At 48.3% G+C, this 18,248-nt stretch carries 15 protein-coding genes; 4 read left to right on the top strand and 11 right to left on the bottom strand.

Going from position 1 to position 18,248, the window contains the following annotated elements:
* Nucleotides 1-11 precede the first annotated feature (11 nt).
* Nucleotides 12-1,526, bottom strand: coding sequence for a carboxypeptidase (locus QZT80_RS10325; protein WP_295121413.1), 1,515 nt, complete (start codon nt 1,524-1,526; stop codon nt 12-14).
* Nucleotides 1,527-2,134: 608 nt separating this feature from the next.
* Between QZT80_RS10325 and QZT80_RS10320 the strand changes: the two genes are divergently transcribed.
* Nucleotides 2,135-2,899, top strand: a complete 765-nt coding sequence (locus tag QZT80_RS10320) for a murein L,D-transpeptidase catalytic domain family protein (RefSeq protein WP_295121411.1) — start codon at nt 2,135-2,137, stop codon at nt 2,897-2,899.
* A gap of 54 nt (nt 2,900-2,953) precedes the next feature.
* Here QZT80_RS10320 and QZT80_RS10315 read toward each other — a convergent pair whose 3' ends face one another.
* Nucleotides 2,954-4,567 (bottom strand): L,D-transpeptidase family protein, encoded by a 1,614-nt coding sequence (locus tag QZT80_RS10315; RefSeq protein WP_295121409.1) that lies wholly within the window; start codon nt 4,565-4,567, stop codon nt 2,954-2,956.
* A gap of 216 nt (nt 4,568-4,783) precedes the next feature.
* Entirely contained in the window at nt 4,784-5,806 is a 1,023-nt protein-coding gene (locus QZT80_RS10310; protein ID WP_295121408.1) for a bile acid:sodium symporter family protein, read from the bottom strand.
* Between the two features lie 118 nt (nt 5,807-5,924).
* On the opposite strand from QZT80_RS10310, the gene QZT80_RS10305 reads away from it, so the two are divergent.
* Nucleotides 5,925-7,316, top strand: coding sequence for a HAMP domain-containing sensor histidine kinase (locus QZT80_RS10305; RefSeq protein WP_295121406.1), 1,392 nt, complete (start codon nt 5,925-5,927; stop codon nt 7,314-7,316).
* 427 nt (nt 7,317-7,743) lie between these two features.
* Here QZT80_RS10305 and QZT80_RS10300 read toward each other — a convergent pair whose 3' ends face one another.
* The 4 genes from QZT80_RS10300 to QZT80_RS10285 all read right to left on the bottom strand — a co-directional run bounded on the left by QZT80_RS10300 (nt 7,744) and on the right by QZT80_RS10285 (nt 12,368).
* Nucleotides 7,744-8,538, bottom strand: coding sequence for an SDR family NAD(P)-dependent oxidoreductase (locus QZT80_RS10300; RefSeq protein WP_295121405.1), 795 nt, complete (start codon nt 8,536-8,538; stop codon nt 7,744-7,746).
* A 171-nt stretch (nt 8,539-8,709) separates the two neighbouring features.
* Complete coding sequence (locus tag QZT80_RS10295; protein WP_295121404.1) at nt 8,710-9,198, bottom strand: DUF4240 domain-containing protein; 489 nt, start codon at nt 9,196-9,198, stop codon at nt 8,710-8,712.
* A gap of 75 nt (nt 9,199-9,273) precedes the next feature.
* On the bottom strand, nt 9,274-10,053 hold the full coding sequence (locus QZT80_RS10290) for a fatty acid desaturase (RefSeq protein WP_295121403.1): 780 nt from the start codon (nt 10,051-10,053) through the stop codon (nt 9,274-9,276).
* A 74-nt stretch (nt 10,054-10,127) separates the two neighbouring features.
* The gene (locus tag QZT80_RS10285; RefSeq protein ID WP_295121501.1) at nt 10,128-12,368 is read right to left on the bottom strand and encodes a GH92 family glycosyl hydrolase; all 2,241 of its coding nucleotides are present in this window, start codon (nt 12,366-12,368) and stop codon (nt 10,128-10,130) included.
* 320 nt (nt 12,369-12,688) lie between these two features.
* On the opposite strand from QZT80_RS10285, the gene QZT80_RS10280 reads away from it, so the two are divergent.
* Complete coding sequence (locus QZT80_RS10280) at nt 12,689-12,955, top strand: SemiSWEET family sugar transporter (RefSeq protein WP_295121401.1); 267 nt, start codon at nt 12,689-12,691, stop codon at nt 12,953-12,955.
* Here QZT80_RS10280 and QZT80_RS10275 read toward each other — a convergent pair.
* The 4 genes from QZT80_RS10275 to QZT80_RS10260 form a co-directional block, all read right to left on the bottom strand.
* Nucleotides 12,952-13,146, bottom strand: a complete 195-nt coding sequence (locus tag QZT80_RS10275) for a hypothetical protein (protein WP_295121399.1) — start codon at nt 13,144-13,146, stop codon at nt 12,952-12,954. The genes QZT80_RS10280 and QZT80_RS10275 overlap by 4 nt on opposite strands.
* Before the next feature lie 58 nt (nt 13,147-13,204).
* Nucleotides 13,205-14,623: a nicotinate phosphoribosyltransferase gene (locus QZT80_RS10270; protein WP_295121397.1), complete on the bottom strand. Its 1,419-nt coding sequence runs from the start codon at nt 14,621-14,623 to the stop codon at nt 13,205-13,207.
* A gap of 20 nt (nt 14,624-14,643) precedes the next feature.
* Entirely contained in the window at nt 14,644-15,525 is an 882-nt protein-coding gene (locus QZT80_RS10265; protein WP_295121395.1) for an NUDIX domain-containing protein, read from the bottom strand.
* 365 nt (nt 15,526-15,890) lie between these two features.
* Nucleotides 15,891-16,583, bottom strand: coding sequence for an NUDIX domain-containing protein (locus QZT80_RS10260; protein WP_295121394.1), 693 nt, complete (start codon nt 16,581-16,583; stop codon nt 15,891-15,893).
* Nucleotides 16,584-16,655: 72 nt separating this feature from the next.
* On the opposite strand from QZT80_RS10260, the gene QZT80_RS10255 reads away from it, so the two are divergent.
* Nucleotides 16,656-18,248 carry a transferase gene (locus QZT80_RS10255; RefSeq protein WP_295121393.1) on the top strand — a complete coding sequence of 531 codons (1,593 nt, stop codon included), beginning with the start codon at nt 16,656-16,658 and terminating at the stop codon, nt 18,246-18,248.

The following is an 18,248-nucleotide window of genomic DNA, read 5'->3' as shown; positions in this document are numbered from 1 at the left end:
GGCTTTTTTTATTAGAACTTCGCAGGTGTACCTGCTTTGGGAATTGATTTGAAAATGAACTCCCGCAGGTGTTCGTTGCTGGACGCCAGGTCGTCTTTACGCAGGTACATCATATGTCCGCTGCGGTAACCTTCCCAGGAAATACGGTCTTTCAGTTTACCGCCCGGGTCCATTTGCCAGATGTTGTATTTCGCGTTGAAGTAATCGCAGGCGCCATCGTAATAGCCCGACTGCACCAACAGGTGCAGGTAAGGGTTTTGCGCCATTGCCTGTCGGAGGTTTTCGCCCGTTTGGTCGCCGCCGCGGTTCCATGGATGAACAGGCCCGAACATATAGTATTTCAGGTCGGTTTTATACCCCAGTTCTTCGCGCAGGTACATATTGATAGCCGGTGTAAACGAGTGCAGCCAGGAAGTAAGTTCGGCGTTATAATCCGGCTCCGTACCCGCATCCTGCCTGTCGATGCCCCGGTAACGTGAATCAAGGCGACCTACCGTAAAACTTTTATCACGTAACAGTTCCTTCCAGAAAAAGCCTGTAGGTATATTCAGGTTATGTTGAAGAATGATTTTTTCAGAGATACCAATGTAACGCGCCATTTTGCCGGCAATTTCTTTCCGCTTCGCCTCTTCCAGCGTGCCACCTTTGGCAATAGCCGGCAGCAGTTCGTTGATGGTAAAGCTTTCTACTTCAGGCAACATGGCCGTCAGGTCTTTTTGCTGTAAATCAGGTGCCTGCATTTTGTGATACCAGGCCGTAGCAGCGTAATACGGAATACGTAAGGCCGCATCCACCGGTCCTGCGCGGTCGATACCCAGTTCGGTAGGCGATACCAGTACCACACCGTTCAGGTACATCCACTGATTATTCTGCAATTCCAGCGCCAGGCCCGATACGCGGGTAGTACCGTAACTTTCCCCGATCAGGAATTTAGGAGAAGCCCAGCGGTTGTAACGGCTCACAAATGTACTGATCCACTCCGCCAGGTAACGGATGTCCTGCTGCACACCAAAAAAGTTGGCAGGCGCGTCTACATCTTTATTAGCCGGACGGGAAAAGCCGGTATTTACCGGATCGATGTACAGGATATCTGCCACATCGAGTATAGAGTTAGGATTATCGCGCATACCATAAGGTTGCACAGGATAACCTTCGTCATCTATTTTAAGGATGCGGGGGCCTGTATATCCAATTTCCATCCATACAGCAGAGGTGCCGGGGCCACCGTTAAAGGAGATTACCAATGGCCTGGCGTCCTTATCCTGGATATCTGTTCGTTCGTAGTAGGTGAAGAACACCCCCGCTATTGGCTTACTTTCATTGTCCCAAACCGGGATAGTACCCGCAACAGCCTTATAAGGCACATTTTTGCCCTTAATCGTCACCTGGTGCCGGGTAGTAACGGTAGCATCCAGATCGAGGCTGCGTTTGGCGGTAACTTCCACTTTTTCCACAGGCTGCTTTTGCGCAACGGCCGTTAATACCATACAACAGGTAAGGCCGGAAAGGATTAGATTTTTATACATCTGTTTAGATTCTGTTTTTCTGGAGCTTAAAGTAATGCGATTCATGGAATTTTAAGAGAAAAAAGGGATGGGAGGGTTAATTTGGGTAATATCGTAATGGTGGGGGATAATTTTGGTTAGATAAGGGAAAGCCGGTTGACCACTTGTGTATCCACTATGCGACATTTTAGGCCAGGGAAAGGGCAGGCAAAGGGCAGTTAAAGGGCAGGCAAAGGGCCTGGGTGCCTCCCAGTAAGGCTTTCGGCGGCTAAAAATCCGGAGATGCCTATTCCCACTGTTGTTTCCGCGTGGTCGAAAATGCCGAAAATCCAATGTCTAGCCTCTTCCTGCAGTTGAAGAGTGCGACGCAACGGCGGCTTAATGGATACATCAGGCCGGGTTCACCTATATTTTATTCCCTGCACATATGACATGACAGGGAGGAAAATCCAACGACACGATGGCGCTTTCGTTAACATTTCCTTATGAACAATGTTGCAAAAACGTTAAAGATTGGCAGTTAACCTCTGCTATAAGTACCTGTGGAACAATATTTAAGCTATAGTAGGAGTTATAACGGGGAGTCACGAGGAACCATATCTTTTTCACCAAAACAAAATCCTATTTGCATGAAGTTAAATCTGCGCACAATCAAATCGACCATTTTTGTTTCAACACTTGCTACATTACTAATTGCTACTCACCTGCCTTCGAATGGTAACAAAAACGCTGCCGCAACACCGGTGGCTGCCAAAGAAGTGACCGCCACCCATACATCTGCTATGGCTGCGCTGTATACCCAGCTTGCACTCGATTCTGCGGGACTTTCGCAGGAAGCATTCGATTATGCGCTGGCGGGTTACGAACAACTGTTACAGGCAGGGAAGATCAAAAATGAAGATATTTTGACGATCGTAGATTTTAGCCGTCCATCGAGCGATAAGAGGCTGTTTGTGATCGATCTGCAAAACGGTAAACTGTTGTACAATACGCTGGTATCCCATGGCAGGAACTCGGGAAAAGGTCAGGCTACAGCGTTTTCCAATGCTCCGAACAGCTTTAAAAGCAGCTTAGGTTTTTATGTAACCGGCGGCACTTACAAGGGCGAACATGGTTACTCACTGCGTCTTAACGGAGAAGAAAAAGGAATAAATGATAATGCACTGAGCCGCGGCATTGTAATGCACTGTGCGGATTATGTGAATGAGAAACTGGTACAAAGCCAGGGTTATATCGGCCGCAGCCTTGGTTGCCCCGCTATTCCTACCAACGTTCATAAAAAGATCATTACAGCGATAAAAGATGGCTCCTGCCTGTTTCTTTACAGCTCGGACAAACGGTATATCGCACAATCAAAAATCATCAAGTTAACTAAGGGAGTGATGAACTCCTAGTCTTCATAAGGGTAAAGAAAAAGCCCCGCCGTTAAATGGCGGGGCTTTTCTGTTTTATTCAGGTTGAGGATCTTCAAACATTTTACTGGCGATCTGCCCATCGTGCCCGTATATATCACTACGGAAGTTCAGCGTCCTGTTATCATCCACCCATGCCGTGTAGTACGTGATCATTACCGGCAGCGGGTCGTTTATTTTCACGAACTTCTCTTTACCAGCATTCATGGCGCTATCGATTTTCTGCGGCGGCCAGTTCTTATTGTCCTGCAGCACATACTTGGCCATCTTCGCCGGGTCACTCAGGCGTATGCAGCCGTGGCTGTAGGCGCGGTTGTCGCGGCTAAACAGGTCTTTGGCAGGGGTATCGTGAAAGTAGATATTAAAACTGTTGGGGAACAGGAACTTCACTTTACCCAGCGAGTTTTTCGGGCCAGGCTTCTGGCGAATTACCGGCAAACCATTACGTTCACCCGTGATCTCCATATTGTTCTTTTCGAGATAACCGCCGTTACGCCCCTGTGCGGGTAATATTTCCTTACGTACGATACTTGCGGGCACATTCCAGTACGGGCTGAACACCACCTGGTTCATGGCACCGTAGAACATGGTGGTACTATGCCCCTCCTTGCCTACCACCACCGGCATATCAAATACATTTTTGCCACCTTCCGTTACATGCACCATAAATTCCGGAATATTTACCACGATGAGTTTACCTTCTGGTTTGGCAGGCAGCCAGCGCATACGCTCCATATTAATGAGCAGCTGCTGGATGCGTGTAAGTACGGGTACATTCATCTGTTTGATCAGCGTATCGCTGATAACGCCGCTGGGCGAGTAACCATGTTTTTGCTGGAAGGTTTTTACGGCAGCTTCCAGCGCATCATCGAATAGGGCGGCGGTATCCTGTGCGTTTAATTCGCCGGTTACGGACAGGCGTTTACGCACCTGTGCTATTTCGGGCGACTGATCACCTTTCTTAAACCGTTGTTTGGGCGCTGTAGTAATGGCAGGCCATCCGCCCTTTTGGGCAATATCGCGGTAATGTTTCAATTGCTCTTTCAGTTCTCCATAATTACCGTTGCTTTTGGCATACCGGCGGTTCTCTTTATCGGCCAGTATGCTATCGGCCAGGGGTAATATTTTTTGTTTGCGGATGGGGATGAAATACGCCAGCTGTTCGCGGCGGATGTTCTCATCTTCAAAAGTTGCTTCCGCGTATTGCAGGAAACGGCGGGTGAGCTGAAGTTCAGTTTTGATATAACCAGCATCGGTGGAACTCACATGGAGGCTGTCTTCCCCGGTGAGGTCGTCGAGTTTTGCTTCCAGCGCTTTACTTTCCGTACTGTCCTTACTGTAATCGTACAAACTACGAAAGCCCAGGGCCTGTTCGGTAAGGCCGTTGGAGGCGAACCAGGCGAACTGGTAATTACGCGCATTGTAGAAACTGCGCATCGCATTGCCGATGGTATCGTTCAGTTTTTCGGTGCTAATGTATTTTTCCAGGGCCATGCTGTCGAGAAAAATATCATTATAAGCATTTGCCTTAGTGATGCTGTAGTTGCGGGGTACAACCGATTCTTTTGCACCCGGATCTCTTTTCGAACCGCCGTTCATACAGGAGGCCAGTATGAACACGCAGGCGGATATGGTGATGATTTGCTTCATATAGGCACTATAAAACAAAACACATGCCTGAGGGCAACTATTCGGAAATACTTAAATGGATATGATCAGCTTACCCGCAATTCTGATAAAGAAAGCACCCGATCGTAGCGCCATCGCTGTGCTGAAACCTCGTATACGGATAACCGGCTTTACCATCTTCTTTTATCGAAGACGTTAATTCCCTCATTGGGGAATTCTTTCCTGCGAGCGTCCGGGTTAGCGGGCAGCGTTACGGCTCATTCGCTGCGCAATGGCACTGGCCAGTATAATTTGTAAGGCGTGGTACAGCATAAGTGGCAGCAACATGACACCGATTACATCCGGCGTGTGTGCGAACAGTACCTTCGACATCACCGTTCCATGTATCAGCGATTTTTTGGAACCGCAGAATACCGCTACTACGCGGTCTTCCCGGTTAAAACCAAGCAGGTTGCAGATAAAAGTGATCAGAAAAAAAGCCACGAGGAACAATACGATCATGGCCGCGCCCATCAGTACAATATCCAGCGCTTTAAAGCCGGCGAAAACACCGTTCTCAAAGCTTTCACAAAATGCCGTGTAAACGATCAGCAGTATCACCGACTGGTCCATTTGCCGGAGCCGGGTTTTATGTTTTTCGGCAAAGGCACCGAAACGTTTGTTTAGCAAAAAGCCCAGGACTACAGGCAACAATACCTGCAGGCATAATTTGAGCATCACCCCGCCCAGGTCCATATCGCCGCCCGAAGTGGTAGTTACCAGCGCCATCAGCAACGGTGTGATAAATACACCCAGCAGGCTTGAAATACTGGCGTTAAAGATAGCTGCGGGAATATTTCCCTCTGCGATAGATACCATCACCACCGATGAAGAAACAGTGGATGGCAGTGCTGCCAGGAAGTATACACTTAACCAGGTAAGTTCCGTACCGGGCTGCATAAACAATCCGCGGGCACCTAATATAACAACAGGAAATAATATGAAGGTACTTAGCTGCACTACTACGTGCAGTTTCCAGTTGGCCAGTCCTGCTTTAAGTTTGGCAGGATGCAGCCGTAAGCCATAAAAAAAGAAGATGAGAGAAACACCATAACCCGCAATCGCCTGCAAACTGTATGGGCCGTCGCCCGCGCCAGGAGCGGGCCAGAGCTTTGCCAATACGATCATTAACACCAGTAAAAGCACGAACGCATCCAGTCCTGTTTTTTTAAGGGCGGCTGAAAAGCGGCCGGCAATCCCTTTTTTCCCTGCGTCTTCCATTCAATTATCATTAATTTAACACTGTAGTAGCAACATCTAACACAATGGTGTTACCGCTTTCTAACGCAAAATACAAGAACTTTGCATCATCTACCTGGATTAGTAAAAAAGAAAATGCTTGGCAAAAAATAATTCCCGTATACCTACAACATGGAATCAGTTAGTCGGCGACAGCAGCGAATTTACCCGTCAGAACCGGGCGTATAATTCTATAAGTGTAGTCACTTTTTTAATACTCACTATCCTGCTTCCCTTTAATCTTTTGATCGGGTTAAAGGAAGTATCGGTTGCTATCGGCATATTAATGGTGCTGCAGGTTTTCTTTTATTACCTCTCCCGTTTTCATAAGCGGTTCAAGCTGGGCATGGTGGCTTATTTCACCATTAGTTACCTCGTACTCATCATTACCTATTATTATAATTCCGGCAGCTACGGACCTATCATGCTGCTGTTTTTCCTCTCATTTAACCTGCTGATCGCCTTTACACCGCAACGTATACATTACCTGTGGGCCATATTACACCTGGCCCTGCCGGTAACGTTACTTACACTGGAATACCTTTACCCGGAGCTGATCAAAAATACTTATACTACCCGGCAGGACCGGTATATAGATATCATCAGCAGTTATTCTGTTACGCTGCTCTGCATTTATCTTATCACCAATTACCTGCGCAACAACTTCGACAAGGAACGCAAAACCGCGGAGGCGCGGGCTGATAAAATTGCTTTACAGAATGAACACATCATTCACCAAAACACCAACCTCGACGAACTAAACCAGAAAAAGGACAAACTGTTTTCCATCATCTCACACGACCTGCAGGCGCCACTGCACTCGATATTAAGCACACTGGAATTGCTGGCCGAGTTCGACCTTTCAGAAGCCGATCAGAAGAAACTGGCCGAAGGACTACTGATCATGACGCGCAACACCGCCAACATGCTTAGCAACCTGCTCACCTGGTCTAAAAACCAGATATCCGGCGTTAACTTTAGTCTTAGCGAAGTCGCCATCGCAGGACTGGTAGAACGTGTGCTGAGCGTACAAACATTACTGGCCCGCAAAAAAGGCTGCCGCATCACCACCAGCATTTCTCCCGCAGCCGTGGTGCAAACAGATCTGAACATGCTGGAGCTCATTGTACGCAACCTGATCAACAACGCCATCAAATTTACGCCCGAAGGCGGCACCATCAATATTACCACCGAGTTGCAGGAAAAAGAGTGCATACTTAAAATCAAAGACAGCGGCATTGGCATGACACTCGAGCAGGAAGCCAACCTGTTTACGCTCAACTCCCGCTCCACTTACGGCACCAACAACGAAAAAGGCATTGGCCTGGGCCTCATGCTTTGTAAGGAACTCACCGAACTATTACACGGCCAACTGTGGTACGAAACCATACCGAATGAGGGCACTACCTTCTTCCTCGCATTACCGCGCGGCGATGTGTCGCAGCCAGAAGTGCCGGTAGCCGTTAATATGAATTTGAGCCAGCTTCAGTAACATCACTCAGCCGCCGTTGTGTCACTCCCTTCAGCGGCAATATCTTTTATCATCATTGATAGTCTGGGGACGGCACAACGTTCGTTAATTCGTGTACGCCGTGTATACACCGCCCAATATTGTTCACCTCCGTTGAAGGGAGTGACACAACGGCGGCCCTATAGTACCACCACTGCCGGTTAAAAAAAAGAAACCCGTCAATGGAGATTGACGGGGCCGTTTCCTTGTTTGGTATAAACAACTTATCTAAACATATTGCTTTGGTGAAAGTAGTACATACCGTTTTAGCGGGCACCCGTGTGTAGACAGATGGCCGGAATGTGTCGATAAGTCCGGGAAATGTTGCGAGAAAAGGGTGACTGGCCCCGTATGGCAAAGAAAAGGCCGTCTCTTTTGTGGAGACGGCCAGCCAATAAATAAAGATTTCTTAAACGATGGTTTTCACCAGCCCACCGTCTGCACGAAGCGCAGCGCCATTGGTAGCCGCCGATAACGGGCTGGCCACGTAGGTAACCAGGTTGGCAATTTCACCTACCGTGGCAAAACGCTGGATAAGTGAGGTGGGACGGGCTGTTTTAAAGAAGTCGGCCTCGGCCTGTTCGGTGGTTACCCCCTGCGATACGGCCAGTTGTTTGATGAACTCCTCCACTCCTTCGGAGCGGGTAGGGCCGGGCAGCACGGAATTTACCGTTACGCCGGTTTTCTTCGTGAGCTCTGCCAAACCACGACTGATAGACAATTGCGCGGTTTTCGTCATACCATAGTGAATCATTTCCTCTGGTATGTGAATGGCAGACTCGCTGGAGATGAAGATGATGCGGCCCCAGTTCTTTTCAAGCATTTTCGGGAAATAATGGCGCGCCAGGCGTACACCGCTAAGCACGTTTACTTCGTAAAACCGCAGCCAGTCCTCGTCGGTAATGTCGGCAAAGGCTTTTGGCTCGAAAATACCCGCGTTATTAATGAGAATATCTACATCCGGTAACTGGTGAATGAGTTTGGCCACGTCCTCCGCTTTGGAGAAGTCGGCGGCAATACCGGTTACCACAGCGCCATGTACCAGCCCTTTCAGTTTCGTAATGGCTTCGTCTATTCGCTCCTGCGAGCGCCCATTGATGGTTACGATAGCGCCTTCGCGCAACAGCTGCGTGGCGATGGCAAAACCTATTCCCTGTGTTGAACCGCTGATGAAAGCGGTTTTACCTTTTAATTGTAAGTCCATTGCTATTGATTAAATCATTACAAAATTCCAACTCTTTATACTATTAATAAAATAATACAAATTATCGACGATTATAATTAAGCTGATAGAAAGGTAGGGAAAAACAGGGGTTGGGGCAGGCTTAAAACAACACTGCTTTGCCGTGGAAGGCAAAGCAGTGTGAAAAGAGGTTTATTTTTTCCAACCGGCTTTGTTGGATTTGGTTTCTATACTGTGTATGGAATTACGTTCGAAGTCCTCATCGTACCTGTCGGCGTATACACCGTAGGCGAGGTAACCAATACCTTCAGCCTCGATATCAGAAAATAGAATAGAAGGATCTTTATCTGCCTTGTTGTAATATTCTTCGCCCATGCCTACGATGAAACAGCGGCAGTAGATAAAACCATCGGCAGCGCCTTCGGTACGTGCCTGGATATCGCGGCGGTCGATGTGGTACAGGCGTTCTTCCATATTAAGAATGAAGCCTTCCAGTTCTTCCTTTTCTACTTCATAAAGTTTTTCGGTGAGTGAATCGGCAATATCATCGGCTACTACGTCGCCCAGGGTGATAATGTCTTCCACATCATTTTCGGCCAGCGCTTTAGCACGTAATGCCAGGGCTTCGGGCTTTTCCTTCCAGGCCGACTCGATGATCTGCCAAAACTGTTTCTGATCCATAAGGTTGTTACGATGGTTTGATTACTGTTGCTATTGGCTGCAAGATATAATTTTACCATAACCTGATCAAATCCGCTAGAATGTACTTTTCTTTTCCAGTTCCGGCAGCGCTTCATCTATGCGCTGTGCCAGTTCAGGCAGTTTAATAGTAGGTACCGCGGGGAACAGATGGTGTTCGAGGTGGTAGAACATGCTGTAAGTCACAAAATTTTTCCAGACGGTACGCTGTGTACGGGCAATGGTATGCTCATCGCAGTCGTGGTGTACGCTCCATACCGCGAAAAAGGCCGATAACAGTTCGCCGGCGATCATCACAATGCAGTGGTACATCAGGAATTTGATATTGAAGACGAACACGATTACCAGGAACAGTCCCGCCGCTATCATCTCTGCAATAATAGTCCGGCGGTAGTTTTTGTTGCCCTTCTGCAAAGCCACTTTGTGCACCAGGAACATGTGCTGCGGACCGTACAGGATGGCGCGCCACCAGCTCATTTTAGCGGAGCGGCCTTCGATATCCTCCTCGCCGAGGCAATGTTTATGGTGTTGCAGGTGGTTAAACTTCACTGCGTGAATAGAGGCCAACATCAATATACTGTTACCAAACAGCGCTACCCAGGTTAAAAACCGGTTCGTGCCGAGTGAATTATGGAAGCCATTGTGCACCTGCCGTAACGCAGTTAGGAAAAACAGTGCAGAAAACGGGAGCGCCCAAATGTAGTAACCGTACCAGGCCAGTGTCCAGGACACGATGATCCAGGGAACGGAAATATTATTTTCGATAAGCATTTCTTTTACAGAAAGGCGGGTAAGGTCTTTCCAGGGCACTTTACGGGTAATGTCAACATGTTTCATAAGGGGGTGGGATTTATGCTTATAAATTTACCCCACCCCGTTGATTCTGTTCGTGACATTTATCATGTACAGGATTATTTTCCCACACTCACCGAAAACGGCTTGTCCTCTTCCGCCAAACCACGGTTAGTAGCAGGATTTGGCCCCATTTGCAGCCACAACTTCCCCCCGGTCATAATATCGCCATGGGTAATGTAATGTTTGGTATAAGGCTTACCGTTGAGGGTAGCCGACTGTATATACACATTCTGCTTACTGTTATTGGCCGCTTCTACGATAAACTGTTTCCCATTTACGAGGGTGATAGTGGCTTTGCCGAACACCGGACTGCCGATCACGTATTGGTCGGTTCCGGGGCATACACTGTAAAAACCAAGTGCGCTTAACACGTACCAGGACGATGTTTGTCCCTGGTCCTCATCGCCCGGATAACCATTAGGGCCACCGCTGTATACTTTGTCCATTACTTTACGAACGTGGTATTGGGCCTTCCAGGGCTGGCGGGCGTAATTATACAGGTAAATCATATGCTGAATGGGCTGGTTGCCATGTGCATATTGCCCAAGGCCAGCTACCACCATCTCCTTCATTTCATGGATCATGGATTTGTACGAACCCACGTTTACCGAGTCAGACAGGCTGAATACAGAGTCGAGGCGCGCCACGAAACGCTCTTCACCGCCTACCAGGTCAATCAGTCCTTTCGTATCGTGAAACACAGACCATAACCAGTGCCAGGCGTTACCTTCTACGTAAGGGCCGCCCCATTCGAAGGGATCAAAGTTATCGGCGAAGTCGCCGTTCGCTTTGCGGGCGCGCATAAAACCAGTTACGGGGTCGTACACGTTGCGGTAATTGTACATCTGCCGGGCGAAAAGCTGTTCGTAAAACGGCTGGTTAGTGGCTTTGGCCAGCTGGTAAGCGCAAAAGTCATCGTACGCATATTCGAGTGTTTCGGACACTGCGCCATACGGCCCAGGCCAGGATACATATCCCAGCTGAAAGTAATCTTTCCAGCCCTCGCGGCCATTAGAGGGGCCGCGTGGACCTTTGTTGGCCGCCTCGTGCCAGTAAGCGGCCAGTGCCTGCTTAGGATCGAAAGTACGGATACCTTTCACCCAGGCATCGGTGAGTAGCGAAATAGCATGGTTACCCACCATACTGCCTCCCTCCCCCGGGAACGACCAGGAAGGGAACCAGCCATACTGCACCTGCGCATCGAGCAACGCCTGCATGTAGCGGCCTTCCATAGCAGGGTGCAAAATAGTGTTCAGTGGGAACTGTGCGCGGAAAGTATCCCAAAAACCATTGTCGGTGTACATGTAGCCGTTGTGCACCTTACCATCGTACGGACTATAATAGTAAGGCTGCATTTGCGCGTTGTATTCAAAAAACTGGTGTGAGAAAAGGTTGGCGCGGAACAGGCAGGAGTAAAAGGTAGCCTTTTCGTCTTCGGTACCACCTTCTACCAGTACGCGGTTAAACAATTTGTTCCAGGTATTTCCCGCTGCCGTTTTCGTGTCCTCAAAGCGGCGGTGTTTGCCCAATTCCTGTTGCAGGGTAAGGCCCGCCTGTTCTTCACTGATATACGAGGAGGCCACCTTCGCCTGCACCTTCGCGCCGTCTTTAAAGCGGATGTATACACCTGCACCGGCACCCTCTTTCGCTACCTCTCCCTCATTGATCTTATTGCTCTTATTATCCCAGGTGCCGTACACTTCAAAAGGCTGGTCAAATTCCACTACGAAGTAGTTCCGGAAGTTATCGGGGATGTAACGGCCGTTGTTCACATAACCCGTGACCTTTTTCTCCTTCGGCCATATTTTCACACCACTCATTTTGTCGTAGCCGTCCAGCACTATCCAGGACGCCTGTTTGGCGGGGAAACTAAAGCGGAAATGCACGCCTCTTTCGGTGGGCGACAACTCCGTAGTGATGTTATTATCGAAAGTAACTTTGTAGTAATGTGGGTGGGCAATTTCGTTCGTATGACTGAATGCGGATGCTCTTTCATCTTCTCCCACCGTTAATTTACCAGTAACAGGGAATAATGTGAATACGGCATAATCGAGCGACCAGGGGCTACACTGGTGCGTTTGCTTGAAACCACGGATCGTATTGGCCTTGTACTGGTACTTCCATCCATTCCCGTTTTTCCCGGTTTGGGGCGACCAGGCATTCATACCAAAAGGTAATGAAGTTGTGGGATGGGTATTACCGTAACTAAGCGCAAACTCTGAATTAGTGCCCTGCAGGGTGCTGGCGTACTTTACCAGCGGCTGCTGCGCCCGGGCAATGCCACTTAGCAACAGCATCAACAAAAAACAATTCTTTTTCAGCAACATGTAGAACGATCGGGCATATTGTTTGGGTATGCCTATAGAACGAAAGATAATATCTCACTAACGGAAGCAGGATTTTTTGTGATGAGCGCATAAAAAAAGCCATCCGCGGACTAAGCCGGGATGGCGTCGGCGCTCTAAGCGCCTCCAGATATTTTTATGGACTTAGCCCGGTTAGGCGATACTAACCGAAGGCTTCCATGAATATGCTGTAGATTCCATGAATACCTCCTTTTTTTTGATGAATGAAATTAAAGCTATCGATTATTCCGCAAATAAAATGTTAAAATCTAATGGCAGAGTTGAGTAGTTATATTGGTATTGCAGCAGGTGTTTGCACCTCGGTTTCGCAACTGCCACAGCTGTTTAAAATCATCAAAGAAAAGAAGGCGGATGACATCTCCTATTTTATGGTTTGCATCCTACTGGCGGGCGTAAGCACATGGGTATGGTACGGCATCCTGAAAGAGGATGCGCCCATTATATTCACCAATGCATTTTCCGTTCTGGTGAACATCCTGATGCTGATATTTACCATCCGCTATAAAAAGCACCATTAAGACGGCCTGTCGCGGGTGTTACGAATAAGCCCGATGCCTGCAAAAAAGAAAATAGCGCCCAGTATTGCGTATATGATGATGGATTTCACACTCCTCACTCCCTCTCCCCCATTCATAAAGTTAACGCCGGCCATTATAAGACCGATAATGCCCAGGAAGGTAAGTATGATACCAATAACGCGTTTTTCCATAGTGGTTGTTTTACGGTACTAATACAAAACCTATGCCTGTGCCTATAAAAAAAGCGGCCTACAATGCCGCTTTCCTCCTGATATCATCATAATGCTGGTTTTTCTTCAACTCCCCGTTCTCAAAAACCGTGATCAACTGGTCGGCCAGTTCTGGCCTTTCCTCTTCCCGCACCGTACTGTACACCCCGTTTTCCTGTACCAGTTTCAACCTTCCGGCTTTCGACTTCTTAAAGGATTTAACCAGTTCACCGTGACTGTTAAGCTCCGTAGGGTTCTTCTGCACGTCCACTGCCTCGCCGTTTACCACTGCATACGAACATTTGAAAGCGAACTTCTGTGTATCCCTGTCTACTTTTTGTAACAACGCCCCACCCATGCCCAGCACCAGGTTCTCTGCACTAATACCGCTTACTTTCAGTGCGTTATAGATAGCCCGGATGCTCTGGATATTAATACCATCGCCCTGTATCACCCTCACCTGGGACGGTAACACCTTGTACCCCTTACTGTTAACGGTGTACCCGAACTTATCGAACAATATATCAAATACACGGAGCAGGGTAAATACCGGGTCGCCACTGTCGGGACGAATAACCAGTGTGCCCTGGCGGCTCAATACGAGTTCTTTTAACTCACCGCCCCAGTATTCGGAACAGGCCCTGAAAATATCGTAGGAATCCGATACACAGGCTACTGTACCTGTGGGGAAGGAACGTAAGATATGTTTGAATACTTCCAGCTCACCTTCTTCGCCCAGCAACGTACAAATGGAGTGTTCGGTAGCGGGAATCGAAAGACCGTATACCTTTTCCGTACCATAAAACTCCTGCGCCAGCAAAGAACCGGGGATATTATCGCTGCCCAGGAAGTTGAGCAGGTGTGCCGCACCACCCAGTCCGGCGCTTTCCATAGAACTTACCCCACGTAAACCGAAGTCGTTCAGTACAAAATCAATAGCGCCTTTGGCCGCATCGTCCGCCGTTTCCTCAAAGTATTCAGTAACGATTTTCCTGATCTCGCGACTGAGGGTACCAACTGTAATCGGGTACCACACCTGCAGCAGTAAGGTTTCCAGGAAGTTGGGAAGCCAGAAGCATTGTTCATCGGTACTTTCAATGGTCATTAACACATTACTTACAGGTACCGCTGTACCTTCCGGCACCGCTTTGATACGTACCGGCAGTTTACCATCGTACTTTTCGAGGATGTAATCGAATTTGCTGCGATCAAATACGTCAGTGCGACCAAACACCTGCAGCATGAATTTTTCCGCTGCATCTATTTTCTCTTTGGTAATCACTTTACCGGCCAGGTAAGCCTTCAGGAAATATTGCAAACCAAAAAATAGGGTTTCATCAAACTCGCCACCACGGCTTTCGAGGTAGGAGTACATTTTAGAGGTGCCGGGGTAGTATAACTTGTGGTGAGAGTACTTGTAGGCATCGGATAAAAGAATAAGGTTGTCCTGCGTTTTCATACAATCAAAATTTATAGTAATCAGATAATGTTCAGGTTTTTAAGCAGCATGTTGACCAGCGGCTTGTGTTCGGGCGTAATGCTGATCTTATTCAGCATTTCAAGATCGAACCAGGCTACTTCGGCAATATCATCGTTGGCTTTGGCCTCTCCGCTGATGTAGGCTGTTTTGTATAAAGTAGTAATGATCTTATCGGTTTCGTTGCGGTACCGCCAGTCGTCGATCCGCGCCGTGCCAACATATTGCATCGCTTCCGTTACCAGTTCCCCGCATTCTTCCTGCAGTTCCCTTGCGGCGGCAGCTTCAAAGCTATCATCAGTCGGATCGGTAAAACCTCCGGGAAAACGCCAGTTGGCAGCATTATGTTTTTTGCCAAGCAATACCTGCCCGTTTCGCAGTACCGCAATATCAACAGTGGCGTACACTTTCGGATATACGTTCTGGTAAGCATAATTTATGCCCATCCTGAAATCGCTGGAGTCCAGTACCTTATCGGCGTTTACATCACGGATGGCGGTGGCGGAGTGCTCGCCCAGTTCGGGCAGCAGCTCCACCTGTAAATGGCCGCTGTAATATGGAGCGAAACTGTTACGGCTGCCATAGAGAACGAAGTGTTCCTGCGGAAAAGCGCTTCCCAGCAAACTATCGATCTGCTGACTCCAGGCCACATCCGAAGGATGATCGCTGAGCGGAAGTACCACCAGTTCCGGAGCGTATTGTTTCAGTAATTTTTCGCGGGTATAAAAATCGAATGGGTTACGGCGGCTGCCTTTTACGGGCGTAACGCCCAGTAGTACCACCACTTTGTTATGCTTGGCCTTAATTTCATCGATCAGGTAAGTGTGTCCCTGGTGCAGATAAGGTGTTTGAAACCTTGCGATGATAACTCCTGTGGTTTTCATTTTGCGTTGTTTAAACGCAAATATAATACGTAGTTATGAATCCACCAAACATTGCGTTAAATTGACGCAATATAAATTTTATATGGCACAGGCAGTAGTACGCTATTGGGCCGCCGTTGTGTCACTCACCCCAGCGGAAGAATCACTGTTAGACGCAGCAATGTACCTGTTCTTTCATCCCATCACTGCGAGCATCTCTCCTTTCGCCATTGCCAGGCACGAAGCAATGGCGATCAGGAGACGACAGCCCTTACCTCATTTGCATGCAACAACGTTTTTACTGACGCGAAGACTGAAGCGACGGGTTGCTTCATTTCATTCACAATGACGGTGGTGAGTAGCGGGGAACACATCGCCCCCCAACCCTATATCTCGAAATTAATCCCCTCTTTCGCCAACTGCTCGTAGTTCTTCTTATTAAACTTATACACCTTACTGGGCCTGCCCTTGCCTTCGGCTTTGTACATTTCATCCGTTTCGTCCAGCACATTCAGCGCCAGCATTTTACGGGAAAAGTTACGACGGTCGATGTCGCGGCCGAGGAGGCTGATATAGAGATGCTCCAGGTCGGAGAAGGGGAACTTACGGTCGAGCAGTTCGAAGCCGATAGGCTCGTAGCGTATTTTCATCCGGATGCGGGCAATGGCGGTGTTCAGCACTTCACTGTGGTCGAACACCAGCTTCGGTAATTCATTGATAGGGAACCAACTGGCGTTTTCGGCATCTGTATCTGCCTTTAACTGCTGGTATTTGGCAGACTTGACCAGTGCAAAATAGGCTACTGATACAATATGTTGCCGCGGATCACGTTTGGGGTCACCGAAAGTATATAACTGTTCGAGGTAGTTTACACTAATCCCCGTTTCCTCCTTCAACTCGCGGCGCACGGCATCCTCCAGCGATTCGCCCTGGCGTACAAAACCACCGGGAAGTGCCCAGCTGTTTTTAAACGGCGCATACTTTCGCTGTATCAGCAAAACCGATACACCGTCGCTTTTAGAATACCCGAACACTACGGCGTCTACGGCCAGTTTTATATTTGTAGATGAAGCAGCCATGCCTTGCAAGTTAAAACAAAGTTCAATTTAACGATTCATTATTATCTTTATTCACTAAACACGCTACCGATCATGTACCTGCTTATTCCCGGAAGACATCAGCTACTCACTAATTTTCAGTTCGGCTATTTACAACAGATCATCAGTCAGGGTATACATACACAAAGTGATGTATTTGGCAGGGAAATTCCGCAGCGAGGGCCTGTAGAGGCAGTAATATTCGCCATCACCTCGGCTAATCATTCCAATACCCGCCGTAATCCCCTGCCATTTTATTTACGCAGTATTGCCATAGAAGCGATGGGCAATGAACTGACTGTACCGGTATACAGTTACGGCATCGACGATGTGGGCAACCTGCCTAACTTTGCCAGTTATACTATTAAACGCATCCGCCACGACAGCGACTTCCAATTTGAATTGAGTCCGGAAAACACGGTGGTGATATGCTCTACCCCCGTTCTGCATATGTACACACAACTCGGCTATACCGTATTACCTGCCGAACTGGCCGATGTACAATCCTGGACATACAGCCAGCCTATGCCATGGGACATTGTAGAAAAGGTAGCCCAGAGTGAAGACTGGCAGAACGACGCCTACATACGCAGCCAGATGCACAAGGCGGCCTATAATGTATGGCGTAAATACCGTCAGGGCGAAAAGGTACAGTTACTGTTCCGCGACACCATGATCGGCAGCGATGGCGACCTTACCGAAACCCGCGACTACAATGTATACGTGAGGCAGATGGACGATATCGCGGAAATGAAGTTCCGCGATACAGCGGAGTATATACAACCCGGCCGCATCGGTGATATTGGCTGTGCAGTAGGCTCCTGGATAAAGCTGGCCTGTAAACAGGACGGGCTGCGGGAGTCTGACTTCTATGGCATTGAAGTATCGCGCTACCTGTACGAAATATGCCAGCAGCGTAAAGTAAATGGCGAGTTCGACGATCCGTTCGTATTCTTCGCTAAAAAGAACGCAGTAACGGGGCTGGTATTCGAGAAACATTCGATGAATACGATCCATACCTCTTCCCTCACTCACGAAATTATATCTTATGGTCACCCGGGCGATTTAGAAAAGTTCATCCGCAACCGTTATGAAGAACTGGCGCCCGGTGGTATCTGGATCAATCGTGATGTTGTAGGGCCTTACGATAAAGAGAAAACTGTATACGTTTGGCTGAATGAGGAAGATGGCAGCAACGATGAATTATTCTCCGAGTTCGACGACCGCCACACACTGGCAGCCTACCTGGAAACACTTTCCACCAAAGCACGGTTCCTTCGTTTCGCCCGCGACTTCCGCCACAAAGAAGGATATCACCTTAACTATAAACAACACCAGGTAGCAGGCCGCGAGTACTTCGTGATGAACCTCCGCGATGCCGCCGAGTTCCTGAGCCGCAAAGACTACACCGACAACTGGCAGAGTGAAATGCATGAAACCTTCTGTTACTGGGACTTTAACGAATGGCAGGAACAAATGATCAACGCCGGCTTCAGGATCCACCCATCTTCTAAAGCCTTTACCAACAACTGGATAGCAGAAAACAGGTGGCAGGACAGGGTAGCGCTGTTTACCCTGAATAACGGCAAACTTATACCGGAACCCTGGCCGGTAACAACGATGTTTTTAATGGGGGTAAAGGAATAG

The sequence above is a fragment of the uncultured Chitinophaga sp. genome (assembly GCF_902168175.1).
GTDB lineage: Bacteria > Bacteroidota > Bacteroidia > Chitinophagales > Chitinophagaceae > Chitinophaga.
Note: the sequence above shows the minus strand (reverse complement) of the source record. Positions and strands in the feature narration are given on the sequence as shown.